Annotated in this window: 26 protein-coding genes; 21 read left to right on the top strand and 5 right to left on the bottom strand. The window is 71.3% G+C overall.

The window, feature by feature from the left end:
- Positions 1–17: 17 nt before the first annotated feature.
- From EDF23_RS15170 to EDF23_RS15220, 11 genes are all read left to right on the top strand, one after another.
- Positions 18–929 (top strand): zinc ABC transporter substrate-binding protein, encoded by a 912-nt coding sequence (locus EDF23_RS15170; protein ID WP_131922123.1) that lies wholly within the window; start codon positions 18–20, stop codon positions 927–929.
- A gap of 47 nt (positions 930–976) precedes the next feature.
- Positions 977–1,822 carry an ATP-binding cassette domain-containing protein gene (locus EDF23_RS15175; RefSeq protein WP_131922184.1) on the top strand — a complete coding sequence of 282 codons (846 nt, stop codon included), beginning with the start codon at positions 977–979 and terminating at the stop codon, positions 1,820–1,822.
- A complete protein-coding gene (locus EDF23_RS15180) occupies positions 1,822–2,781 on the top strand; it encodes a metal ABC transporter permease (protein WP_131922124.1) in 960 nt (319 codons plus the stop codon). The genes EDF23_RS15175 and EDF23_RS15180 overlap by 1 nt, the downstream gene beginning before the upstream one ends.
- Positions 2,778–3,221, top strand: coding sequence for a transcriptional repressor (locus EDF23_RS15185; RefSeq protein ID WP_123293457.1), 444 nt, complete (start codon positions 2,778–2,780; stop codon positions 3,219–3,221). The genes EDF23_RS15180 and EDF23_RS15185 overlap by 4 nt, the downstream gene beginning before the upstream one ends.
- 10 nt (positions 3,222–3,231) lie before the next feature.
- Positions 3,232–3,924, top strand: coding sequence for an alpha/beta hydrolase (locus EDF23_RS15190; RefSeq protein WP_123672148.1), 693 nt, complete (start codon positions 3,232–3,234; stop codon positions 3,922–3,924).
- Between the two features lie 230 nt (positions 3,925–4,154).
- Positions 4,155–4,391 carry a 50S ribosomal protein L28 gene (gene rpmB / locus EDF23_RS15195; protein WP_111085377.1) on the top strand — a complete coding sequence of 79 codons (237 nt, stop codon included), beginning with the start codon at positions 4,155–4,157 and terminating at the stop codon, positions 4,389–4,391.
- Entirely contained in the window at positions 4,391–4,561 is a 171-nt protein-coding gene (gene rpmG / locus EDF23_RS15200; RefSeq protein WP_017886456.1) for a 50S ribosomal protein L33, read from the top strand. Before rpmB ends, rpmG begins: the two co-directional genes overlap by 1 nt.
- Before the next feature lie 2 nt (positions 4,562–4,563).
- On the top strand, positions 4,564–4,869 hold the full coding sequence (gene rpsN / locus EDF23_RS15205; protein ID WP_111085378.1) for a 30S ribosomal protein S14: 306 nt from the start codon (positions 4,564–4,566) through the stop codon (positions 4,867–4,869).
- A 289-nt stretch (positions 4,870–5,158) separates the two neighbouring features.
- Positions 5,159–5,446, top strand: coding sequence for an HU family DNA-binding protein (locus EDF23_RS15210; protein WP_111085379.1), 288 nt, complete (start codon positions 5,159–5,161; stop codon positions 5,444–5,446).
- Between the two features lie 209 nt (positions 5,447–5,655).
- Positions 5,656–7,593 carry a cytochrome c oxidase assembly protein gene (locus EDF23_RS15215; protein ID WP_131922125.1) on the top strand — a complete coding sequence of 646 codons (1,938 nt, stop codon included), beginning with the start codon at positions 5,656–5,658 and terminating at the stop codon, positions 7,591–7,593.
- Complete coding sequence (locus EDF23_RS15220) at positions 7,590–8,921, top strand: AAA family ATPase (protein WP_123937364.1); 1,332 nt, start codon at positions 7,590–7,592, stop codon at positions 8,919–8,921. The genes EDF23_RS15215 and EDF23_RS15220 overlap by 4 nt, the downstream gene beginning before the upstream one ends.
- A gap of 63 nt (positions 8,922–8,984) precedes the next feature.
- Here the strand turns inward: EDF23_RS15220 and EDF23_RS19300 are convergent, their stop codons facing one another.
- Positions 8,985–9,434, bottom strand: coding sequence for a DUF4383 domain-containing protein (locus tag EDF23_RS19300; RefSeq protein WP_165901145.1), 450 nt, complete (start codon positions 9,432–9,434; stop codon positions 8,985–8,987).
- Positions 9,435–9,672: 238 nt separating this feature from the next.
- Here EDF23_RS19300 and EDF23_RS15230 point away from each other — a divergent pair, with 238 nt between their 5' ends.
- Both EDF23_RS15230 and EDF23_RS15235 read left to right on the top strand, forming a co-directional pair.
- Positions 9,673–10,572 (top strand): phosphatase PAP2 family protein, encoded by a 900-nt coding sequence (locus EDF23_RS15230; RefSeq protein ID WP_123937365.1) that lies wholly within the window; start codon positions 9,673–9,675, stop codon positions 10,570–10,572.
- 85 nt (positions 10,573–10,657) lie between these two features.
- Positions 10,658–11,797: a CE1758 family FMN-dependent luciferase-like monooxygenase gene (locus EDF23_RS15235; RefSeq protein WP_123339972.1), complete on the top strand. Its 1,140-nt coding sequence runs from the start codon at positions 10,658–10,660 to the stop codon at positions 11,795–11,797.
- A 218-nt stretch (positions 11,798–12,015) separates the two neighbouring features.
- On the opposite strand, the gene EDF23_RS15240 is transcribed toward EDF23_RS15235, so the two are convergent.
- Together EDF23_RS15240 and EDF23_RS15245 are read right to left on the bottom strand one after the other, a co-directional pair.
- Positions 12,016–12,375 (bottom strand): multidrug efflux SMR transporter, encoded by a 360-nt coding sequence (locus EDF23_RS15240; RefSeq protein WP_131922126.1) that lies wholly within the window; start codon positions 12,373–12,375, stop codon positions 12,016–12,018.
- A 1-nt stretch (position 12,376) separates the two neighbouring features.
- The gene (locus EDF23_RS15245) at positions 12,377–12,691 is read right to left on the bottom strand and encodes a multidrug efflux SMR transporter (RefSeq protein ID WP_131922127.1); all 315 of its coding nucleotides are present in this window, start codon (positions 12,689–12,691) and stop codon (positions 12,377–12,379) included.
- A 96-nt stretch (positions 12,692–12,787) separates the two neighbouring features.
- Here EDF23_RS15245 and EDF23_RS15250 point away from each other — a divergent pair, with 96 nt between their 5' ends.
- The 4 genes from EDF23_RS15250 to EDF23_RS15265 all read left to right on the top strand — a co-directional run bounded on the left by EDF23_RS15250 (position 12,788) and on the right by EDF23_RS15265 (position 16,880).
- Positions 12,788–13,366 (top strand): TetR family transcriptional regulator C-terminal domain-containing protein, encoded by a 579-nt coding sequence (locus EDF23_RS15250; protein ID WP_165901146.1) that lies wholly within the window; start codon positions 12,788–12,790, stop codon positions 13,364–13,366.
- 221 nt (positions 13,367–13,587) lie between these two features.
- On the top strand, positions 13,588–14,607 hold the full coding sequence (locus tag EDF23_RS15255) for a permease (RefSeq protein ID WP_123672144.1): 1,020 nt from the start codon (positions 13,588–13,590) through the stop codon (positions 14,605–14,607).
- Entirely contained in the window at positions 14,594–15,430 is an 837-nt protein-coding gene (locus tag EDF23_RS15260; RefSeq protein ID WP_131922128.1) for a TIGR03943 family protein, read from the top strand. The genes EDF23_RS15255 and EDF23_RS15260 overlap by 14 nt, the downstream gene beginning before the upstream one ends.
- On the top strand, positions 15,420–16,880 hold the full coding sequence (locus EDF23_RS15265) for a hypothetical protein (protein WP_131922129.1): 1,461 nt from the start codon (positions 15,420–15,422) through the stop codon (positions 16,878–16,880). The genes EDF23_RS15260 and EDF23_RS15265 overlap by 11 nt, the downstream gene beginning before the upstream one ends.
- Positions 16,881–16,956: 76 nt before the next feature.
- On the opposite strand, the gene EDF23_RS15270 is transcribed toward EDF23_RS15265, so the two are convergent.
- Both EDF23_RS15270 and EDF23_RS15275 read right to left on the bottom strand, forming a co-directional pair.
- Positions 16,957–18,003: an NAD(P)-dependent alcohol dehydrogenase gene (locus tag EDF23_RS15270; protein WP_123937370.1), complete on the bottom strand. Its 1,047-nt coding sequence runs from the start codon at positions 18,001–18,003 to the stop codon at positions 16,957–16,959.
- Positions 18,004–18,117: 114 nt separating this feature from the next.
- Positions 18,118–19,155: a glycerate kinase gene (locus EDF23_RS15275; RefSeq protein WP_131922130.1), complete on the bottom strand. Its 1,038-nt coding sequence runs from the start codon at positions 19,153–19,155 to the stop codon at positions 18,118–18,120.
- Between the two features lie 118 nt (positions 19,156–19,273).
- Here EDF23_RS15275 and EDF23_RS15280 point away from each other — a divergent pair, with 118 nt between their 5' ends.
- From EDF23_RS15280 to EDF23_RS15295, 4 genes are all read left to right on the top strand, one after another.
- Positions 19,274–20,401: an ABC transporter substrate-binding protein gene (locus EDF23_RS15280; protein ID WP_131922131.1), complete on the top strand. Its 1,128-nt coding sequence runs from the start codon at positions 19,274–19,276 to the stop codon at positions 20,399–20,401.
- Between the two features lie 80 nt (positions 20,402–20,481).
- On the top strand, positions 20,482–21,501 hold the full coding sequence (locus EDF23_RS15285; protein WP_243648953.1) for an iron ABC transporter permease: 1,020 nt from the start codon (positions 20,482–20,484) through the stop codon (positions 21,499–21,501).
- Positions 21,498–22,301, top strand: coding sequence for a heme ABC transporter ATP-binding protein (locus tag EDF23_RS15290; protein WP_131922132.1), 804 nt, complete (start codon positions 21,498–21,500; stop codon positions 22,299–22,301). The genes EDF23_RS15285 and EDF23_RS15290 overlap by 4 nt, the downstream gene beginning before the upstream one ends.
- A complete protein-coding gene (locus tag EDF23_RS15295) occupies positions 22,298–23,296 on the top strand; it encodes a hypothetical protein (protein WP_131922133.1) in 999 nt (332 codons plus the stop codon). The genes EDF23_RS15290 and EDF23_RS15295 overlap by 4 nt, the downstream gene beginning before the upstream one ends.
- Positions 23,297–23,329: the final 33 nt, after the last annotated feature.

The following is a 23,329-nucleotide window of genomic DNA, read 5'->3' on the forward strand; positions in this document are numbered from 1 at the left end:
AGCGCTACCGTCGGAGCATGCACAACCGCCTCCTCGCCCTCCCGCTCGTCGCCGGCGCCGCCGCGCTCGCCCTGACGGGCTGCGCGACCTCCTCGGCCTCGGGCAACGCCAGTAGCGACGGGAAGATCGCCGTCGTCGCCTCGACCAACGTCTACGGCTCGATCGTCCAGTCGATCGGCGGCGACCAGGTGTCGGTCACGAGCATCCTGAACGACCCCTCGCAGGACCCGCACTCGTTCGAGTCGAGCGCCCGCACCCAGCTCGCGGTGTCGAAGGCCGACCTGCTCATCGAGAACGGCGGCGGGTACGACGACTTCATGACCACGCTCGCCGACGCCTCGGACACCAAGGCCGACACCATCAACGTCGTGAAGCTGTCCGGCTTGGACAAGGGTGGCGACGCCGAGTTCAACGAGCACGTGTTCTACAGCTACCCGACGATGGTGAAGCTGGTCGACGACGTCACGAAGCGCCTGTCCGCGCTCGACGCGGGCGACAAGACCACGTTCGAGAAGAACGCCGACGCGCTCACGACGAAACTCGAGGGCCTCGAGTCCCAGACCGCCGACTTGAAGAAGACGTACGACGGCGAGAAGGTGGCGTACACCGAGCCGGTGCCGGGCTACCTCTTCGACGCGATCGGTCTCGACAACGTCACCCCCGAAGCGTTCTCCGAGGCGATCGAGGAGGGCGACGACGTCCCGCCGGCAGCCCTCAAGGACACCCTCGCGCTGTTCAGTGGCAAGAGCGTGGCGCTGCTCGCCTACAACGACCAGACCTCGAGTGCCGAGACCGAACAGGTCAAGAAGGCCGCCGACCAGGACGACGTCCCGGTGGTCGGTGTCACGGAGACGCTCCCCAAGGGGCAGGATTACGTCTCGTGGCAGCAGGCGAACATCGACGTGGTGCAGGCGGCGCTCCAGAAGTGACGACCTCGACCGCAGCAGCGACGACCGACAGCCCGGCGACCACCTCGGTGGACGACCGGGCTGCGGCCCGTCCGGTCCTGGCCCTGCGCGACGCCGGGCTGTCCTTCGGCGAACGGAAGCTCTGGGGACACCTGGACCTGGACATCGCGCCGGGGGAGTTCGTCGCGGTCCTCGGCCCGAACGGCGCCGGGAAGACTTCGCTCCTGCGCACGGTGCTCGGGCAGCAGCGCCTGACGAGCGGCACGATGTCGTTCCTCGGCCAGCCCGTCCGTCGTGGGCACCGGAAGATCGGCTACATCCCGCAGCAGCGGCTCATGGAGGCCGGCACCCCCCTGCGCGCGCGGGACATGATCGCGCAGGGCGTGACGGGGCACCGGTGGGGCGTCCTGCCGACGTCGAAGGCCGACCGCGCCCGCATCGACCGGATCCTCGACGAGGTCGGCGCCACCGCGTTCGCGGACGCCCCGGTGGCCGAGCTGTCCGGCGGCGAGCAGCAGCGCACCCGCGTCGGTCAGGCCATCGCCGCCGACCCGGCACTGCTGCTGTGCGACGAACCCCTCATCTCACTCGACCTGCGGCACCAACGCGGCGTCACCGAGCTCATCGACCGGCAGCGTCGGCAGCAGGGTGCCGCGGTGCTCTTCGTGACGCACGACGTGAACCCGATCCTCGACGTCGTCGACCGGGTCCTCTACATCGCCGGCGGCCAGTTCCGGATCGGTTCCCCCGACGAGGTCCTGCGCGCTGACGTGCTGAGCGACCTGTACGGCACCCCCGTCGACGTCGTCCGCACGATGGGCCGCATCGTCATCGTCGGCGCGAACGACGCGCACGACCACCACCACGGCGAGGTCGACCCGCACGCCCCGGCGTCGGACGAAGGGCGGATCTGATGGACGTCCTGTCGACGGTCTTCTCGTTCCAGGACTACGGCGAGCTCGTGGCCCTGGTGCAGAACTCGATCTGGGCCGGCGCGGTGCTCGGCATCGTCGGCGGGCTCATCGGCCCGTTCGTCGTCGCCCGGAACATGCCCTTCGCGGTGCACGGCATCTCGGAGCTGTCCTTCGCCGGCGCGAGCGCATCCCTGCTGCTCGGTGTCAACGTCGTCACGGGCTCGCTCGTCGGGTCGGTGATCGCGGCGCTGCTCATCGGGGTGCTCGGCTCGAGGGCGCGTGACCGCAACTCGATCATCGCCGTGCTCATGCCGTTCGGTCTCGGGCTCGGCATCCTGTGCCTGGCGCTCTACAAGGGACGTGCGGCCAACAAGTTCGGGCTGCTCACCGGCCAGATCGTGTCGGTGGACAATCCGCAGCTGACGTTCCTGATCGTCATCGCCGCCATCGTGGTCGCGACCCTGCTCGTCATCTGGCGGCCGCTGATGTTCGCGTCGGTCGACCCCGACGTGGCCGCGGCCGCCGGCATCCCGGTGCGGACGCTCGCGATCGTGTTCATGCTCGTCCTCGGCCTGGCCACCGCGGTGTCGGTGCAGATCGTCGGCGCCCTGCTCGTGCTGTCGCTGCTCGTCACCCCGGCTGCCGCGGCACTGCGGCTCAGCTCGCACCCGGTCGTCGTGCCGGTGCTGTCCACGGTGTTCGCCGTGGTGTCGGTCGTCGGTGGCATCCTGCTGGCACTCGGCGGCGGCCTGCCGATCAGCCCCTACGTGACGACCATCTCGTTCGCGATCTGGGTGGTCTGCCGGATCGTCGGGGCCCGGCGCGACCGCCGTGGACGCGACCGGGTCGTCCGCCGCGACCAGCGTGGCGGGGGCACACCGGGCCTCCCGTCCGGAACGAACGGAACCGGAACCGGTTCCGGAACGTCAGCCGAAACGAAGGTGGGTGCACCAGCATGAACGCCGTGCAGAAGGTCAAGCGGAACACGTGGCAGCGCGAAGCGGTGCGCGGTGCCCTCGACTCCACCGAGGGGTTCGTCAGCGCGCAGGCGCTGCACCAGCACCTGCGTGACGAGGGTTCGACGATCGGCCTCGCCACCGTCTACCGGGCGCTCGCCGACCTGGCGACCGAGGGTGACGCCGACTCGTTGCAGCAGGACGGCGAATCGCTGTACCGGGCGTGCACGACGGACGCGCACCACCACCACCTGATCTGCCGGAACTGCGGCCGGACCGTCGAGATCGAGGCGGACCCCGTCGAGCAGTGGGCGCAGGACGTCGCCGCCGCCAACGGGTTCACGAACGCCAGCCACGTCGTCGACATCTTCGGCGAGTGCGCGGTGTGCACGGCATCTGCCGCCGCAGCCGGACCTCGGACCGGCGACGCCGACGGCGAGTAGCGTCCGCGCCATGCACGTCATCCTGGTCCCCGGGTTCTGGCTCGATGCGAGCGCGTGGGACGACGTCGCCCCGGTGCTGCTGCAGGCGGGCCACACGGTCGAGGCGATCACCCGCGACGGCGACACGCTCGACGAGCAGGTCGCGGCGCTCGTGGAGCGCCTGGACGACGTCGCCAGCCCGGACGAGCCCGTCGTGCTCGCCGGACACTCCGGCGCCGGACCGATCGCGTACATGGCCGCCGACCAGCGGCCCTCGCTCGTCGCACACCTGCTCTACGTCGACACGTTCCCCGGTCCCGCCGGCGGCTGCGTGAACGACGAACTGCCCGTGGTCGACGGTGTGGTGCCGCTGCCGTCGTGGGACGTCTGGGAGCCGGCCACGGTGCGCGGGATGACCCCGGCGTTGCGGGAGTCCTTCGAGCACCGCGCGATCCCGGAGCCGGCCGCCGTGCCGTCCGACCGGTTCCACTACGCCGACGCCGCCCGGCACACGATCCCCGCGACGGTGATCACCTGTGAGATCCCGGCGACCGAGCTCGCGACGATGGTGGCCGACCACCAGACCTGGGCCGCGGAACTCGTCGCGACCGAGGAACTCAGCATCGTCGGACTCGAGACCGGACACTGGCCGATGTTCACGGCGCCGCGCGAACTCGGGGAGCTCATGGTGCGTGCGCTTGCGACACGCCCGGAGCTCGCGTAAGCTCTTCCCTTGGTCCTCCACGTCCGCGTGGTGGACCCGTTGTTCCAAGCCCTCCGACCGTCGCGAACGCCGCGGTCGCGTGGTGTCCGTTCCCCCTTCGACAGGGGCTGCGGGCCTGGGCGGTGTGCACAACCCCCTCGCATGCACCACTCCGGTGGTCCTGCGCGTGCGCACCAGGCAAGTGAACTTGGGTGCGGCCGTCCGGTCGCACGGTACCTCAGGAGGAAACCATGGCAGCAGTGTGCCAGGTGACCGGCGCCGTTCCCGGCTTCGGTCACAACATCTCGCACTCGCACCGCCGGACGAAGCGCCGCTTCGACCCGAACGTGCAGAAGAAGACGTACTACGTGCCGTCGCTGCGTCGCAACGTGACGCTCAACGTCAGCGCTAAGGGCATCAAGGTCATCGACGCACGGGGCATCGAGTCCGTCGTCAAGGACGTCCTCGCCCGTGGGGAGAAGATCTGATGGCGAAAAAGGGTCAGGACATCCGTCCGATCATCAAGCTCCGCTCGACGGCGGGCACCGGGTTCACGTACGTGACCAAGAAGAACCGTCGGAACAACCCCGACCGTCTCGTGCTGAAGAAGTACGACCCGGTGATCCGCAAGCACGTCGACTTCCGTGAGGAGCGCTAAGCATGGCGAAGAAGAGCAAGATCGCGAAGAACAACCAGCGTGCCGTCATCATCGCGCGCTACGCCGAGCGTCGTCTCGAGCTGAAGAAGGCCCTCGTGGACCCGAACGGCTCCGACGAGTCGCGTGAGGCCGCTCGCGTGGGCCTGCAGAAGCTGCCCCGCGACGCATCCCCGATCCGCTACCGCAACCGCGACGCGATCGACGGCCGCCCCCGTGGCCACCTGGGTGAGTTCGGCATCAGCCGTGTCCGCTTCCGCGACATGGCCCACCGTGGAGAGCTCCCCGGCATCACGAAGAGCTCCTGGTAAGCACTCGCAGTACCCGACGCCCCGTCACCTCCGGGTGGCGGGGCGTTCGCTGTGTCCGGGGTACAAGGGCGCCTCAGTGGTCACATCTGCCCCTCTAGCACCCGTCTCGGAGCCCGACAAGCCCGGAAATCCGGGCGAGTCGGCGGTTTTCACCCCTTGTGGCTGGTAGGTTCAACTCCGGTTCCGCCGGGCCCTCGGCCCACTGGCACCGTGGCACGGGGCAACCGCTCCGGGCGCCGGACGGCACGTCCGTCCGACCGATACTGCAAGAAGTCCGAGGAGGACATCCATGGCTGACAAGTCACTGAACCGCACCGAGCTCGTCGCTGCCGTCGCCGCCGAGTCCGGCCAGAGCCAGGCCACCGTCAACGGCGTCGTCGACGCGCTCTTCAGCGTCGTCTCGTCGTCCGTCGCGGACGGCACGAAGGTCACGATCCCCGGTTGGATCGCCTTCGAGAAGACGCACCGCGCCGCCCGCACCGGCCGCAACCCGCAGACGGGTGAGGCCATCGAGATCGCCGCGAGCGACTCGGTCAAGGTCAGCGCCGGCTCGAAGCTCAAGGCTGCGGTCAAGTAAGACTGTTCCGCGCATCGGGAGGGACGGCTTCGGCCGTCCCTTTCGTCGTTTCCAGGGTGCGTTCGGTGCGTCGGGTCGCGTTCGTCGGGTCGCGTCGCGTCGTGTCGGGTCGCGTTCGTCGCGCTGCGTCGACCGGGAGGCCCGTGCCGGTTCCCACAGGTCGGCCCGGCCGGTTCGGTGGCCGGGTGGGCACCGCCTAGGCTTGACGGGTGAATCGGATCGCGCGCATCGCCGGTCCCGCCGTGCTCCTGCTCGTCGGGTTCGTGGCGCTGCTCACGGCACTCGTCATCGGCGGTGGTGCGAACGCAGCGTTGATCGCCGACCCCGGTGCCCTGGTCCGTTTCGGTCTGCCGATCTCCCGGTTGGTCGTGGACCTGTCCGCCGCCGCGACGATCGGCGGCCTCGCGCTGGCCACCGTCGGACTCTCGCGCTCCGGGCCGGAGTGGAACCGCGCCATCGACGTCGCGGCCGCCGCCAGCGGGCTCTGGACGGTGTCGTCCGCGGTCACCACCTTCTTCACGTTCCTGAGCGTCGCCGGCTCGAAGATCAGCATCGACGAGCAGTTCGGCCAGTCGATGGGCGTGTTCCTCACCGGCACGGACCTCGGGCTCGCCTGGCTCGTGACGGTGCTCGTCGCCGCCGCCGTCACGGTGCTCTGCTTCGCCGTCCGTTCCCGGGGCATGGTCGCCCTGACCGCCGGTGTCTCGATGATCGGCCTCATCCCGCTCGCACAGCAGGGCCACGCCGCCGGCACCGCGAGCCACGACGCCGCCGTGACCGCGCTCGGGCTGCACCTGGTCGGCGCCGCGCTCTGGGTCGGTGGCCTGACCATGCTCGTGCTCCTGCGCGGCGTGCTGCCCGGTGACCGCCTGGCCGTGGTCGTGGCGCGGTACTCGAGCATCGCGCTCGGGTGCTTCGTGCTCGTGGCGGTGTCGGGTGTCGCCTCGGCACAGATCCGCGTGGGTGCCCTGTCGAACCTGTTCACGCCGTACGGCACTCTCGTGCTGGTCAAGATCGGCGCGATCGTCGTCATCGGGGTCCTCGGTGCCGTGCAGCGTCGGCGTGCGATCCGCTCCCTGACCGAGGCGCCGGCACGGCACCGCCCGTTTTGGACCCTGATCGTGGTCGAGCTCGCCGTGATGGGTGTCGCATCGGGCTTCGCCGCGGCGCTCGGCCGAACGGCCACGCCGGTCGACCAGATCGCGCTGAGCAAGACGACCGACCCGAGCCCCGCCGAGCTGCTCACCGACGACCTGCTGCCGCACGCGCCCGGGGCCTGGGGCTGGCTGACGCAGTGGAACATCGACCTGTTCTGGCTGATGGCCGCCGTGCTGCTCGCTGCGACCTACGCGGCCGGTGTCGTGCGCTTGCGCCGCGCCGGGGTCCACTGGCCGGTGCGCCGTTCGGTGGCGGCGGCCCTCGCGGTCATCTCGCTCGTGGTCGCGACGTCCGGTTCGCTGCACCAGTACGACCGGTTCCTGGTGTCGGCGAACGTCGGCGCGCACGTGCTGCTCGGCCTGGTGGTGCCGGCGCTGGTGTGGGCGGCGGCTCCCGTCGTGCTCATCCGGGCCGCGGTGCACCCGCGCGACGACGACAGCACCGGCGTGCGCGAGTGGACCGGTGTGCTGGTCGACAACGCCGCGGTCCGCTACCTGGTGCAGCCCTTCCCGGCGTTCCTGCTCGCCGCGGCGGTGTGGTGGGCGTACTTCGCCACCGATGCCGTCCGCTGGTCGGTGAGCGACTCCACGGGGCGCACGGTCATCGACGTGGGCTTCCTGCTCGTCGGACTCCTGGCGATGCCGACGCTCTTCACACCGATCGCGGTCGGCCAGCAGTACCCGACCCGCGGAGCGGCGGTCGTGCGGATCGTCGGGGCCGCGGTCGTCGCCGCCGGAGCGGTGTCGCTCGGCGTCGCGATGCGCGGGCCGCTCGGACTGCTGCAGGCGTCGTGGTTCGGGGCGATGGGGCGGACGTGGGGCCCCGATCCGCTCGTCGACCAGGCCCGTGGCGGGCTCGTGCTCGTGGTCGCCGGGGTGCTGCTCCTGGTGGCGGTCGTCGTGGTGGTGCTCGTGCAGCTGCGGCGCGCTGGATCGGCGGCGCGCACGCTCGGAGCGGACGCGCGCACTCTCGAGCAGGACGCACGATGAGCGTCGAGCTCAGCGACGAGCAGCGGGCCGTCTTCGAGTACATCGAGCACACCCGCGACCACGTCTTCATCACCGGTCGTGCCGGCACGGGCAAGTCGACCCTGCTCAACCACCTGTCGTGGAACACCGAGAAGCAGGTCGTGATCTGCGCACCGACCGGGGTCGCGGCCCTGAACGTCGGTGGCCAGACGATCCACTCGTTGTTCCGCCTGCCGATCGGCCTCATCGCCGATGCCGAGCTGCGCCAGGGACCGGACACCCGCAAGCTCCTCAACACCATCGACACCCTGGTCATCGACGAGGTCTCGATGGTGAACGCCGACCTGCTCGACGGGATGGACCGCTCGCTCCGCAAGGCCCGCGGGCGGCAGTTCGAGGCGTTCGGCGGTGTCCAGGTGGTCATGTTCGGCGACCCGTACCAGTTGCCGCCGGTCCCGGGCGGTGCCGACGAACGCGCCTACTTCACCGACCACTACCGGTCGATGTGGTTCTTCGACGCCAAGGTGTGGCTCGAGGCGAAGCTGAACATCATCGAGCTCGCCACCGTGCACCGCCAGCGCGACGACGCCTTCGCCGCCATGCTCACGGCGGTACGGCACGGCCGGGTGACCGCCGAGATCGCCGACCAGCTGAACACCGCGGGCGCACGGCCCTCGCCCGACGACGCCATCACCCTCGCCACCCGGAACGACACCGTCGCGCGCATCAACAAGGCGGCGCTCGAACGGTTGCCCGGCAAGGTGAAGACCGCGAAGGCCGACGTCAACGGCGACTTCGGCGGGCGGAACTTCCCGGCCGACGAAGCCCTCGAACTCAAGCCCGGCGCGCACGTGATGTTCCTGCGCAACGACGCCGACCAGCGGTGGGTGAACGGGACGCTCGGCATCGTCACGGCGATCCGCGACACGGTCTGGGTCGACGTCGACGGAGAGTCCTTCGAGGTCCAGCCGTCGGTGTGGGAGAAGTTCAAGTACTCCTACGACGCCGACAAGAAGGAGCTCAAGAAGGACACCGTCGGTGAGTTCCAGCAGTTCCCGTTGCGGCTCGCCTGGGCGGTGACGATCCACAAGTCGCAGGGCAGCACCTACGACCGCGCGGTGGTCGACCTGGGCAACCGGGTGTTCAGCGCCGGACAGACGTACGTCGCGCTGTCACGCCTGACGTCGCTCGAGGGGCTGTACCTGACCCGGCCGCTGCGGCCGCAGGACATCATCGTCGACACGGATGTCCGACGCTTCATGTCCGAGGCGCCACGCATCGTCGCGACGGCACTCGAAGCCCGGAAGCCGGAGCCTGCGCCGGATCCCGACTCCGGCGACGACGCCTGACGCACACACGACGACGCCCGCCTGCCGGAGCGGCAGACGGGCGTCGGGGAGCGTGTCGGTGCGTCAGGCGCGAGCCGCCGCACGCAGCGCGCGGAGGTTCTCCTTGTCGGCACCGAGCGCCGTCAGCAGCAGGATGACCCCGACGATCGCGTGGAACACGTTGTCGGTGGTGTTCAGCGCGAAGATGTTCGCCGAGGTGTTCACGAAGACGAAGCCGTACACGGCCAGCACCACGAGCACGGCGCCGACGACCAGGTTGCCGTTCCGCGAACCGATGGTGGTGCCGAGCCCGGTGATGAGCAGGACCGCGGCGAGCAGCACCCAGATGAGGGCGAGCGGCGGGTTCACCCCGAAGGCGTTCCAGAGCATCCCGCCCTGGCGGCTGAAGAAGCCGGGGTCGCCGTCGGCGGCGAAGAAGAAGCCCAGGATGCCCCAGAGTGCGAGGACGCCACCGACCGTGAGCGCGAGCCCGCGGTTCGGTGAGGCGGTGATGCCCGGTTCCTTGATGGCCACTTCGGTCTCCTCCTCGTACACTGCCGACGCGACGTGCGTCAGTCCGGCGGTGCCCGCCGGACTGAGCGGCGCGGCACTGAGCGGCACAGCGCGGGATCCGCGGGTGACGGCCGCGCGGTTCCCAGCCTCCGGCCGGTGAGCCAACGGTATCGTGTCCGACCCCGACCGTCCGAATCGCAGCGCCGTCACCAGGCGTGCGACGAGACCGACGACGACCACTCCGAGGAGGACCAGCCCGGTGACCTTGACACCCGAGCGCAATGCACCGGAGTCGCGTGGACCGAGCGTCTCGCGGCGGTTGCGGTGGGGTGTGCTGGCGGCTCTGGGGTTCGTGATCGTGCCTTCCGTCTACGCGGCCGCGGTGCTGACGCCGGTGGGGCAGCGCATGGAGGACGCCGCGCTCGGCGGGGTCCGTGAGTCCGACCTGTTCAGCTCGGACACTGCGCTCAACGTCATCTCGGTGCCGGTGATCCTGTTGCTCGTTGTCGTGATCGTCGCGGTGGCGTTCGCCAGGCGACGGCTCTCGGTGGGGCTCGGCGCGGGTGCAGTGGTGCTCGCGTCGGCGGCCACCTCGACGCTCGTCAAGCGTATCGCCGAGCGCCCGGAGATCGCCCAGTCGACGACGCCGAACTCGTTCCCCTCGGGGCACGCGACCATCGCGCTGGCCGCACTGTTCGCCGTCCTGATGGTCACGCCCCGTCGCTTCCGGCCGATCGTCACCCTGCTCGGTGCCGCCTACGCGGTCTTCGTCGCCAACCAGACGGTCGTCTACGGCTGGCACCGGGTGAGCGACATCATCGGGGCGTGCGCGATCGCGATGTTCTGGCTCGGCGTCGTCCGGGCGTTCGGGCCGAGGGTCGACCGGGGACTCCGAGGTGACCGGGACGGCCGACGGGGACCGCGCCGGGTGGTCAGCGTCGTCCTGCTCGTCGCCACCGGGGTCACGCTGGCCGTCGGCGTCGCCGCGCTCGTCGTCGGCCTGACGGGGGACGGCGCTCACGACCACGCCGCGATCCTGATGGCCGGACGACTGGCCTCGAGCGCGAGCGTCCTGGCGGTGGTGACCGCGGTGTGGTTCCTCGACGGCATGCACCACGCGGCCCGGACCGACCCCGCAGCGCTGTCCGCAGCTCGCTGACGCCTGGTGGGAATGCACCGGCGTACGCTACGTTGTACCCAGCAAGTCGATGCAAACGCATCGATATCGCGAAAGGCGGCGCAACATGCAGTTCGGCATCTTCACGGTCAGTGACGTCACGACCGACCCCACGACCGGCACCACGCCGGACGACACGCAGCGCGTCCGCGACATCCTCACGATCGCGCAGCACGCCGACCAGGCCGGACTCGACGTCTTCGCCACCGGCGAGCACCACAACCCGCCGTTCGTCGCATCGTCGCCGACCACGTTGCTGGCCTACCTCGCGGCGAAGACGAAGGACATCACGCTCTCGACGAGCACCACGCTCATCACCACGAACGACCCGGTGCGCATCGCCGAGGAGTACGCGATGCTCCAGGTGATCTCCGACGGCCGCATGGACCTCATGATGGGTCGCGGCAACACCGGCCCGGTCTACCCGTGGTTCGGGCAGGACATCCGCCAGGGCGTCAACCTGGCGATCGAGAACTACGCGCTCGTCCGCCAGCTCTGGGAGAACGACGTCGTCAACTGGCAGGGCAAGTTCCGCACGCCACTGCAGGGCTTCACCTCGACGCCGCGCCCCCTCGACGGCGTGCCCCCGTTCGTCTGGCACGGCTCGATCCGCACGCCCGAGATCGCGGAGCAGGCCGCGTACTACGGTGACGGCTTCTTCCACAACAACATCTTCTGGCCGATCCAGCACACCGAGCAGATGGTCGGGCTGTACCGCCAGCGCTTCGAGCACTACGGCCACGGCCGCGCGGACCAGGCCATCGTCGGTCTGGGCGGGCAGTTCTTCGCCCGGAAGAACTCGCAGGACGCGGTCAACGAGTTCCGGCCCTACTTCGACAACGCCCCGGTCTACGGCCACGGCCCCTCGATGGAGGACTTCGCCGCCCAGACCCCGCTCACGGTCGGTTCGCCGCAGCAGGTCATCGACCGGTACGCGGCCATGAAGGACCACGTCGGCCACTACCAGCGCCAGCTGTTCCTGGTCGACCACGCCGGGCTGCCGCTCAAGACCGTGCTCGAGCAGATCGACATCCTGGCCACGGACATCGTCCCCGAGCTCCGCAAGCTGAACGACGAGGGCCGTCCGTCCGACGTGCCGTCGAACCCGCCGAGCCACACGGAGCGCGCCGCCGCGGCGCTCGCCGCCGGCACGGTCGGCAGCGACCACGTCGCCGCCGAGGACGAGTGGACGGGCGCCTCCGTCTGACGCTCCCAGCGCTCGCATCGTGAGCAGGAATGGTCGGGTCCCGCGAGGTGACCCGACCTTTTCTGCTCACGATGCGGGGTGGGCGCGACCACATGCGGACGGGAGGCACGGCGCCAGCTGGCACCGGGCCTCCCGTCCGCCTCGGCGCACGTCCACGGCGCGAGTCGGCTTTCGGGGTCAGCGACAGATCACGGGGCCGGCGGCGCGTGAGCTGTCGCTCAGCGCGAGAGCTCGGAGCGGGAGGCGGGCTCGGCGACCGGGCGGGCCGGCACGAGCTTCAGGCCGACGACGCAGCCGACGATCCCGGCGATGAACAGCACGCGCAGCAGGGTGACGGGCTCGGCGCCGGTGGCCATGCCCCACAGCACCGTCAGGGCTGCACCGGTGCCGGTCCACACGGCGTACGCGGTGCTGATCGGGATGTGCTTGAGGACGTAGCCGAAGGCGACGAGGCTGATCACGATCGTGATCGCGAACACAACGGTCGGGCCGGGTCGGGTGAAGCCGTCGCTCTCGCCGAGGGCGGTCGCCCACACGGTCTCGAGCGTGGCGCTGAGGAACAGGACGATCCAGGCCACCTCAGCTCACCACCTTGAGGCCGACGACGCAGGCGACCAGGCCGAACACGAGGCCGAGGCGTGCGAGCGACGCGGCTTCCTGCTGGCGCAGGATCGACACGACGACCGTCAGCGAGGCGCCGATGCCGACCCAGACGGCGTAGGCGGTGCCCACCGGGATCGACTTCATCGCGAACGCGAGCCCCACCATGCTCAGCGCCATGCCGGCGATGAACACGATCGTCGGCACGACCTTCTTGAAGCCGTTCGAGGCGCTCAGCGCGGTGGCCCAGACGGTCTCGAGCACGCCGCTCAGCACGAGGATGACCCATGCCATGACGATGTTCCCTTCGTTCGGTCGCATAGTCGCACGACTGTGCGACAACGACCCCGACGGTAGCACGAGTTCGTACGACTGTGCGAGTATGGCGTCGTGGCCAGGAGCATGGACGTCGAGCAGCGGCGCCGCACCGTGTCCGAAGCGGCGTGCCGGGTGCTCGCCCGCGACGGACTCGGGGCGCTGAGCGTCCGGAACGTCGCGGCGGAGGCCGGACTGCCGCCGAGCACCGTCCGCTACACCTTCCCGACCCAGGCGAGCGTCCGGTCGCACGCGCTCGAGCTCGTGTTCGACGCGACCGCGGCCCGGATCGACGCCGTGCCCGCGGACCTGCGGGGCACGGCGTACGCGCACGCGGTCCTGCTCGAGCTCCTGCCCCTCGACGAGGAGCGACGCATCGAGCTCGACGTCTACCTGGGCCTCGGCACCGCGGCGCTGACCGACGCCGAGCTCCGGCCGTTCCACGACCGGGTCGTCGACGAGATGCGGGAGTGGTGCGGGCGGATCCTGCGGGCACTCGGGGTGCCGGACGCCGACGTGCCCTACGAGACCCGGCGGCTGCACGCCCTGGTGGACGGGCTCGCGATGCACATCGTGCGGGTCGATCCCGGGGGTGACGCCTCGTGGGCGATCGACACGCTCGACCGGCACGTGGCGGGCATCGCCCGGGTCTGACTGCGGCACGGTGCTGGGTTCGCGGGCCGGTGCGGCGTTGTGGCTGGCGGTGGAGCACGTGCACGGTGCTGGGTTCGCGAACCCGTGCGTTGTTGGTGGCTCCGTGCGGCGCTCCAGGCCTGCACCGAGCGAGCAACCCTGCACGGGGTGAACGAACTCGCACGGTGCGCAGGCGGCCGCGCGCGGACCGCCACGCAGCACGCGTCGCCTATCCTTTCCGGGTGACGACGACCACGCCGCCGCAGCAGCGCTCCCGCTCCCGTTCCCTGACGGGCCCGGGCCTCGTGCTGCTCGCCGTCGTCGTGCTCCTGGGGATCCGGCTGCTGTCCCCGAGCATCGGGACCGCGGGGCTGCCGGACGTCGTGCAGGACTTCCTGACGCTGGCGATCAGCGTGGTGGTCGAGTCGCTGCCGTTCGTGGTGCTCGGCATCGTGCTGTCGATCGTCGTCGAGGTCTGGGTGCCGGTCGGCGCGCTCGAGAAGGTCCTGCCGCAGAACGCCTTCGGCCGCCGCGCCGTGATATCCCTGATCGGCATGCTCTTCCCGGTGTGCGAGTGCGGCAACGTGCCCCTCGCCCGCGGCCTGATGATGCGCGGGTTCACCCCTGCCGAGGCCGTCACGTTCCTGGTCGCCGCCCCCATCCTCAACCCGCTCGTGATCATCAGCACCGCGCAGGCGTTCGGCTGGTCCGGCTGGATCCTGCCGGTCCGGATCGTCGGCGGCTTCGTGATCGCGAACCTGGTCGGCTGGATCGTCGCCGCGCACCGCCGTCCGGCCGACCTGCTGCTGCCCGCGTTCGAGGCCCGGTGCCGCGCTGCGATCGGCGCACCACGGAGCCGGAACCGCTGGCGGGAGAGCGCCGCGCAGTTCGGCGGCGAGACCGCCACCATGATGCCGGCCCTGTTCGTCGGCGCCGGCCTGGCTGCGGCGATCCAGGTCGCGGTGCCCCGTTCCACGCTCGTCGCGATCGGCTCGAACCCGGTGCTGTCCGTCGCGGCGATGATGCTGCTCGCCATGACGGTGTCGCTCTGCTCGAACGTCGACGCGTTCTTCGCACTGTCGTTCGCCTCGACGTTCCTGCCCGGGTCGATCACGGCCTTCCTGATCATCGGGCCGATCATCGACGTGAAGATGATCGCCCTGCTCCGTACGACGTTCCGGGTCCGGTTCCTGGTGCTGCTCGCCGTCGTGTGCGTGCTGTTCGCCGGCGCCGTGGGATTGGTGATGAATGTCCTCGTCTGACGCACGCAGCAGCAACGCTCCGGCCTACCTCGGGCTCGGGTCCGTGCTGGCGGTCGCCCTGTGCACGCTCTGGCTCGCACTGGTGGGCCACCTCGACCTGTACATCAACCCGCGGTACTCGGTGTTCACGATCGTGCTCGCCGCCGTCGCGGTACCCGCCTCGATCGCGGGCCTGGTGGTCATCGCACGCGGCCACGGCCACACGCACGGTGACGACGCGGACGAGCACGAGCACGAGCCGGACCACGACCACGGGCGGCGCGGGCCCGGCCGTGGTCGCGCCGTCCGCCTTGCCCTCGGCGGAGCGGCCGCGATCGTCACGGTCGGGGTCACCGTGTCGATGCTGGTCCTGCCCCCGACGACGCTGTCCGCCCGCACCGCGCAGCAGCGGAGCGTGGACTCGGCGACCCTGTCGAACGCGACGGGCTCCGAGGCGGCGGTCTCCCTGCTCGGCAGCGAGGGCGTCGACACCTCGGAGTACGGCGTCAAGGACTGGGCGGCGCTGATCCGGCAGACCACCGACACCACGGCCCTGGTCGGCAAGCAGGTACGGCTGTCCGGCTTCGTCGTGCCCGGCCAGGACGGCTCGTTCACCCTGACCCGGTTCGTGATCAGCTGCTGCGCCGTGGACGCCCAGCCAGTCGGTCTCGGCGTGGTGACCGAGGGCGGCGACCGTAACGAGGCGGAGCCCGACGAGGGGCAGTGGGTCACGGTGACCGGCGCACTCGCGGCGAACCCGGACCAGTCCGCCGACGCCCGCATCGTCATCAAGGCCGCGAAGGTCACCGAGATCGCGCAGCCGAAGGACCCGTATGAGTACTGAGACGGGCACGCGTACTGAGACGGGCACGCGTACTGAGACGGGCACGAGTACTGAGCGCACGGACCGCCGCCCGGTCACGCGCCGGTTCCACCGCCGGTACCTCGCCGTCGTGCTCGTCCTGGCGGTCGTCGCCGCGCTCGCCGCCGTCGTCGGGTCGCAGCAGGGGCCGCGCCTGCGCGACGTGTCGTACGACGCCACCGGTCTGGTGTCGCGCCCGGCGCAGCGGGTGATCCTGACGGCGAACCAGGCGCTGCAGCAGGTGTCCGCCGCCGACGTCCGGGTCACCCCGGCGGCCGCGCACACCGTGACCTCGAGCGGCAACACGATCGCGGTCGAGTTCGCCGGACCCCTGGCCTACGACCGCGAGTACACGGTGACCGTCGAGGGTGTCCGGGCTCCCGGGCAGCGCGCCACCGCCGACCTGACGGCCGCGATCCGCACTGGCAGCACCGACGTCCTCGCCCTCGTGCCCGGAGCCGACGGCGCGAAGGACCGCATCGTGCGCCGCTCCCTCGACGCCGGCGGTGCGACCACCGTGTACCAGGGCACGGACATCTCGGAGTACGCCCGGCTCGGACGGTCGCTGGTGGTCGTCAGCGGCAGCGACGCGAGCTCCTCGGTCGACGTGGTCGCGCTGTCCGGCGGGGTGCAGGACCCGGACGCCCCCGTCGAGCACCTCACCCTGCCGTCCTCGCAGGGTCGGGTCACCGCGCTGCACGTCGCCGACGACGCGGCCTCGTTCGGGTTCGAGTACGCCGACACGTCCACCGGGCAGTCGCGGAACACCGGTCTGTACGTGGTCGACATGACGGGCACGCACCTGCCCACCGCGATCGCCGAGGACGGGAAGCCACAGACGGGCGCCGTGCCGATGACGGTCGGGCAGTGGGCCTACGTGCCCCGGACCGAGAGCGCCCTGGTGCGGACGGGCAGCGACGACCTGGTGCTCGTCGACATGAGCGGCCGTGCCGACCCCGTCCGGCTCGGCAGCGCCACGTACCTGCACGGGTTCGTCGGCTCGGGCACCACGGCGGTGGTCGAGACCGGCACGGGCATCGAGCGCCTCGACCTGACCGACGGCGCGAAGACGGCGCTGCGGGCGCCGGCCGCGAGCACCGACGCGGCGGTGCTCGGCAGGATCGCCCCGCTGACGGACGACACGTACCTGCGCGTGCTGGGGGACGTGCGGTCGGACGGGACCGTCTCGGCACGGATCGTGCGCGTGGACGGTGGGCGGGCCTCCCGGCTGCCGGTGACCGTCCCCGACGACGCGAGCGTCACGGCGGTCTGCCCGTCCCCGAACGGGCAGTTCGTGGCGGTCGCGACGAAGTCGGCGACCGACGAGCTGGTGAGCATCGTCGACGCGACCTCCGGTGCGCTCGAGGCGAGCATCGACGCGGGTTCCGTCGACTGGTGCGGCGCGCTGCCGTCCGGCGACGAGGTCGGCTGACGGCCCGACGGACATACACAGACAGGAGGCCCGGTACCAGCTGGTACCGGGCCTTCCGTGGATCAGGTGGTGACGACTACGCCAGCGTGGCCGCGTCGATCACGAAGCGGTAGCGGACGTCCGAGGACAGCACGCGCTCGTAGGCCTCGTTGATCTGGTCGGCGCTGATGAGCTCGGTCTCCGGCAGGATGTCGTGCTCGGCGCAGAAGTCCAGCATCTCCTGGGTCTCACGGATGCCGCCGATGGCCGAACCGGCCCAGCTGCGGCGCGACCCGATGAGCGCGAAGGCGGGGACCTCGAGCGGCTCGGACGGTGCACCGACGTTGACGATGGTGCCGTCGACGGCGAGCAGGCCGAGGTACGAGCCCATCGGGATCTTCGCCGACACGGTGTTGATGATCAGGTCGAAGGAGTTCGCGAGCTTCTCGAACGTCTCCGGGTCCTTCGTCGCGTAGTGGGCCTTCGCGCCGTAGCGGAGCGAGTCGGCCTCCTTCGACGTGGTCTGCGACAGGACGGTGACCTCGGCGCCCAGGGCAACCGCGATCTTGACGGCCATGTGGCCGAGGCCGCCCATGCCGACGACGCCGACCTTCGTGCCGGGGCCGGCCTTCCAGTGGTGCAGCGGCGAGTAGGTGGTGATGCCGGCGCAGAGCAGCGGCGCGACCTTCTCGATGTCGAGCGACTCGGGGACGCGGAGGACGAAGTCCTCGTTCACGACGACCGCCTGCGAGTAGCCGCCCTGGGTGATCGAGCCGTCGGCCGGGTCGACGCCCGCGTAGGTCTGGATGTTGCCCTTGAGGCAGTACTGCTCCTCGCCGGCGACGCAGTTCTCGCACTCGCCGCACGAGTTCACCATGCAGCCGACGCCGACGCGGTCGCCGACCTGGTGCTTGGTGACGTTCTCGCCGACGGCGGAGACGTGGCCGACGATCTCGTGGCCGACGACCTGCGGGTACTGGATCTGGCCCCACTCACCGCGGACGGTGTGGATGTCCGAGTGGCAGATGCCGGCGTAGGCGATGTCGATCTCGACGTCGTTCGCTCCGACGTCACGACGGGTGATGGTGGTCTTGACGAGCGGCTCGGTCGCTGACGGTGCCGCGTACGCGTTGACGGTGCGCAATGATCTCCTCGTGGGGGTGCGTTGCGGGCCGGTTCCGGCCCGGAACCAGTCTGATGGAGCGCGCCACAGCGTGGGAGGTTCCAATGGGGCTCCCCAGTGCGGGAATCGGAGTGGTCAGGCCAGCCGTGCGAGGCGCTGGCCCGCGATCGTGGCGAAGCGCAGCGGGTCGGCCAGGGCGTCGTCCGGTTCCCCGGTGGTCTGCGTGGCGAGGACGGTGAGCGAGGCAGCGGCGGCGTAGTCGTCGAGGGAGGCCTCGATCGCGCCGGCGACGAGCATCGACCGGGCGCCGGGGGCGTGCGTCGCCGTGAGTGACCGCACCACCGACGGGACCTTGCCGGCGGCGGACTGGCCGTCGTACCGGCCCTCGCCGCTGATCACGACGTCGGCGCCGGTGAGTCGGTCGGCCAACCCGAGCACGTCGGCGATGCCGTCCGCGCCGCGGGCCAGGGTCGCACCCCAGGCGAGCAGGCCGAAGCCGACGCCACCCGCTGCACCGGCGCCCGGGGTCGCGGGGTCCACCGAAGGGAACCGGGCGGCCCAGGCGGCCAGCAGCTCGTCGAAGGATGCGACCCGCGAGGGCTCGATCCCCTTCTGCGGCCCGAAGACCGCGGCGGCGCCGGTCGGGCCGAGCAGGGGAGAGGTCACGTCGGTCAGGACGGTGACGCCGAGCGGTGGCAGGGCACGCAGCGTGCCGCGATCGCCGTCGTAGCCGAGGGCTTCGAGCACGGGACGGCCGCCGTCGGTCGAGGCGCTGCCGCCGATGCCGAGCACGAGCCCCTTGGCGCCGGCGTCGAGCGCGGCGGCGATCGCCTCGCCGAACCCGCGGCTCGTCGCGGTGTCCGGCAGGAGTTCGTCGAGCAGTGGCAGGCCGCTCGTCGCCGCGAGCTCCACCACCGCACGGCCGTCGGGCAGCATGAGCCACCACGTCTCGACGGGGGTGCCGGCGGGCCCGGTCACGGTGACGGGGACCCGGACCGCATCGGGGACGGCGGTCGCGAACGCCTCGAGGGTGCCCTCGCCGCCGTCGGCCATCGGCACGAGCACCACGTCGTCGTCGGGGCGTTCGGTCAGCCAGCCGTCGCGGACCGCCTGGGCGACGGACGCCGCGGTCGCGGTGCCCTTGAACGAGTCCGGAGCCACCACGATGCGCACGGGACCACCGTAGCGGGGAGACGGCGACACGTGCTGGACAAGGTAGGCAAGGCTCACCTAAGTTAACGGTTAGGTGAGGCTCACCTAACTTCACGAACCAGCACTCGGGACCATCTCCATGTCGTCACTCCGTCGCGCCCTCACGGCCGCAGCGTCCGCCCTCGTCGTCCTCGCCGTGGCGACCGGCTGCACCGGCGGCGGCACCGGCACCGCGGGTGCGACGCACGCGGCGGGTCGCGGAACGAGCGCGACGGACCCGGCCGCGAGCCTCCAGGCCATCGCCCCGGTGACCGACGCGCAGGACGTGACCGGCGAGCGCACCGCGACCCTGGCGACCGACCTGCCGCCGACGGCGAGCACGGTCGACGAGCCCGAGCTGCCCGTCACCGTCACCGACAACCAGGACACCGAGGTGACCGTCACGAGCGCGGACCGGATCCTCGCGCTCGACATCTCCGGCACGCTGTCGTCCACCGTGTACGGCCTCGGCCTGGGCGACCACCTGGTCGGACGGGACGTCTCGACCGGCTTCTCCGGCACCGAGGACCTGCCGCTCGTCACCCAGAACGGCCACGAGCTCTCCGCCGAGGCGATCCTCGCGCTCCGCCCGACCGTGCTGCTGACCGACACCTCACTCGGACCGTGGGACGTCGTCCTGCAGATCCGGAAGGCCGGCGTCCCCGTCGTCGTCCTGGACCCGCACCGGGACACCACGAACACCGACGCGATCATCGAGCAGGTCGCGACCGCGCTCGGCGTCCCGGCGACCGGCGACCGCCTGGCCGCCGAGGTGCACGCGCAGGAGCAGGCCGTCGCCGCGCAGGTGGCCCGGATCGCGCCGTCGGCTCGCGCCGACAAGCTGAAGATGGTGTTCCTGTACGTGCGGGGGAACGCCGGGATCTACTACCTGTTCGGCAGCGAATCCGGCGCCGACTCGCTCATCGACGCCGTCGGCGGGCGGGACGTCGCGACGGAACATGACTGGACGGGCATGCGCCCCGTCAACGCCGAGGCGCTCGTCGCGATGCAGCCGGACCTGGTCATCATGATGACCAAGGGCCTCGAGTCCGTCGACGGCGTCGACGGACTGCTCCAGCGGGTCCCCGCGATCGCGAAGACGCCCGCGGGCGAGCACCGCCGCATCGTGGACATGGCGGACACGACGGTGATGAGCTTCGGGCCGCGCACGCCCGAGATCGTGGCCGCGTTGGCCGCGGCGATCTACGGTCCGGCGGACGCCTCGTGACCGTCCGGCAGGAACGGATCGCGCCCGCCACGCACGTCCCCGCCGCACCGGCGGTCACGTCCAGGTCGCGGGCCGGCCGCATCGCGCTCCTCACCATCGGGCTCGTGGTGGCGCTCGTCGTCGCGACGCTGGTGTCGGCGAGCGTCGGGCAGCTCGGGATCTCGCCCGCCGAGGTACTCCGGACCGTGGGCCGGTCGCTCGGGCTGCCCGTGGACGGTCCCGCCGACGACCTCGTCACCCAGGCGCTGTGGACGATCCGGTTCCCGCGCGTGGTCATGGCGCTGCTGATCGGTGCCGCGCTCGCCGCAGCCGGTGTGCTCATGCAGGCCGTGTTCGCGAACCCCCTGGCCGACCCCGGCGTCGTCGGGGTGTCCGGCGGCGCGGCGTTCGGGGCCTGCGCCTCGATCGTGTTCGGGCTGCAGTTCGCCGGGTACTGGACGACGCCGCTGATGGCCTTCGCCGCTGGGCTGGTCGCGACGCTGCTCGTCTACGGGCTGTCCCGTGCCGGCGGCCGGACCGAGGTCGTCACGCTCCTGCTCACCGGCATCGCCGTGAACGCGTTCACCGGCGCGGGGCTCGCCTTCCTGACGTTCCTCGGCGACCAGCAGGCGCGCGAGCAGATCGTGTTCTGGCAGCTCGGGTCCCTGAACGGCTCGATGTGGGACCAGGCCGCGGCGATCGCCCCGGTCATCGGGGCGGGACTCGTCGGCGCCGTCGTGCTGACGCGTTCGCTCGACCTGCTCGCCCTCGGTGACCGGGCCGCGCGGCACGTCGGGGTGCGGGTCGAGGCCGTCCGGGTCGTCGCGATCGTCGTGGTCGCCCTGCTCGTCGGCGCAGCGGTCGCGTTCGCCGGCCTCATCGCGTTCGTCGGGCTCGTCGTCCCGCACCTGATGCGGATGGTCATCGGCCCGGCACACGGCCCGCTGCTGCTGGTCTCGACGCTCGGCGGCGCCCTGCTCCTGACGATCGCCGACCTGCTCGCGCGCACCCTGGTGCCGTACGCGGACCTGCCGATCGGCATGCTGACCTCGCTCGTCGGCGGTCCCTTCTTCTTCTGGCTCCTGCGCCGTGCCCGCCGACGGTCGGGAGGCTGGGCATGATCGAGTCGAGCGCGGTCGGCGCCGTGGTCGCCTCCGGGATCGGCGTCGTCATCGACGGACGACCGCTGCTCGCCGACGTCGACCTGACCGTGCGCGCGGGCGAGGTCCTGGCGCTCGTCGGTCCGAACGGTGCCGGCAAGTCGACCCTGCTCCGGGCGATCGCCGGTGACCTCGCGCACAGCGGCACGGTCGCGATCGACGGCGTGCGCACCGGCGGCGAAGCACCGCTCGCGACCGCTCGTCGGCGCGCCGTGCTCGAGCAGGACACCGCGGTGGCCTTCGGGTTCCGCGTCGGCGAGGTCGTCCGGATGGGCCGTGCTCCGTGGCGGGGGACCCCGCGAGCGGTCGACGACGACACCGTGGTCGCGCGGGTGCTCGACCAGGTCGAACTCGCCGACCGGATCGACCAGGCGTTCCCCTCGTTGTCGGGCGGGGAGCGCGCCCGGGCCTCGTTCGCCCGGGTCCTGGCGCAGTCGACCCCGGTGCTCCTGCTCGACGAACCGACCGCCGCCCTCGACCTTCGACACCAGGAGGCCGTGCTGGCCGTCGCCCGCGCACACGCCCGGGCCGGTGGCGCCGTCGTCGTGGTGCTCCACGACCTGAGCCTCGCCGGGGCGTACGCCGACCGCGTCGCCATGCTCGCCGGCGGTCGGATCGTCGCCGACGGCACCCCCACCGACGTCCTGACCGCCGACCGCATCGGCACCGTCTACCGGCACCCGGTCACCGTCGTTCCCGACCCGAACACCGGCACGCCCGTCGTCGTGCCGTCCCGAACCCTCCAGGAGGCCTCCTCGTGACCACCCGCACCCGCCCGCTGCGGCTCGCGCTCGCCGGACTGCTCGTCGCGCTCAGTGCCGGGGGAGCCGCCCTGGTGGGCGTCGCCCCCGCATCGGCAGCCGGCCGTGTCAGCGTCGCGATCGAGGGGCACCCCGAGGTCACGAACCAGGTCGACTCGACGTACCTGACGACGCTGCGCCTGAGCGGTTCCGGGTTCCAGGGCATCAAGAACGGGTACGGCGGCATCTACGTGGCGTTCGGCACCGTGAACGGTACCTGGCAGCCGAGCAAGGGCGGGGCGACGGGCGCGGACTACAGCTACGTGCCCGACGACGAGTCGAACCCCACCGGGTACCTCGACTTCGTGGCCTTCGAGGGCAGCACCACCGCGTCGGCGGCGAACGGCGGCACGGTCGACTCCGCCACGGGCACCTGGTCCGCGACCCTCAAGGTCCCCGGTTCGACGTTCCAGGCGCTCGACCGGAACGGTGCCGCGAAGACCGTCGACTGCACGGTCGTGCAGTGCGGGATCATCACGATCGGTGCGCACGGCGTCGCGAACGCGAACAACGAGTCGTTCACACCCGTCTCCGTGCAGAACCTGTACGGCAGCGGCGGCACGCTGGCCGGTGGCGGCACCAGGGCGACCACCGGGCAGGCGCCGGCCGACACGACGGACGCGGGCAGTGCCTCCCGGCCGTCCGCCGAGCCGTCGTCCGAGGCGAGCGCCGACACCCGCGCGACCACGAAGCCGTCCGCGCGGTCGACGGCGAAGCCGAGCGCCACCGCGGAGCCGACCGCGTCGGCGACCCCCACCGTGCCGGCCGGGGCGACCCCATCGGCGGTGGCGGCCGCGGCTGCCGACGGCTCCGCGGGCGGGATCGACCCGAGCGTCCTGCGGATCGTCCTCGGCGGCCTGTCCGCGCTCGTCGTGGCCGTCGCGGCGCTCGTCGTCTTCGCGATCGTGCACTCCCGCCGCACCGCACGACGCACCGCGACCGACGTCGCGCCGTAGGACCACCGGACCCGGGTGCTCACAGGGGGCGCC

The organism is Curtobacterium sp. PhB128, assembly GCF_004340725.1.
Lineage (GTDB): Bacteria > Actinomycetota > Actinomycetes > Actinomycetales > Microbacteriaceae > Curtobacterium.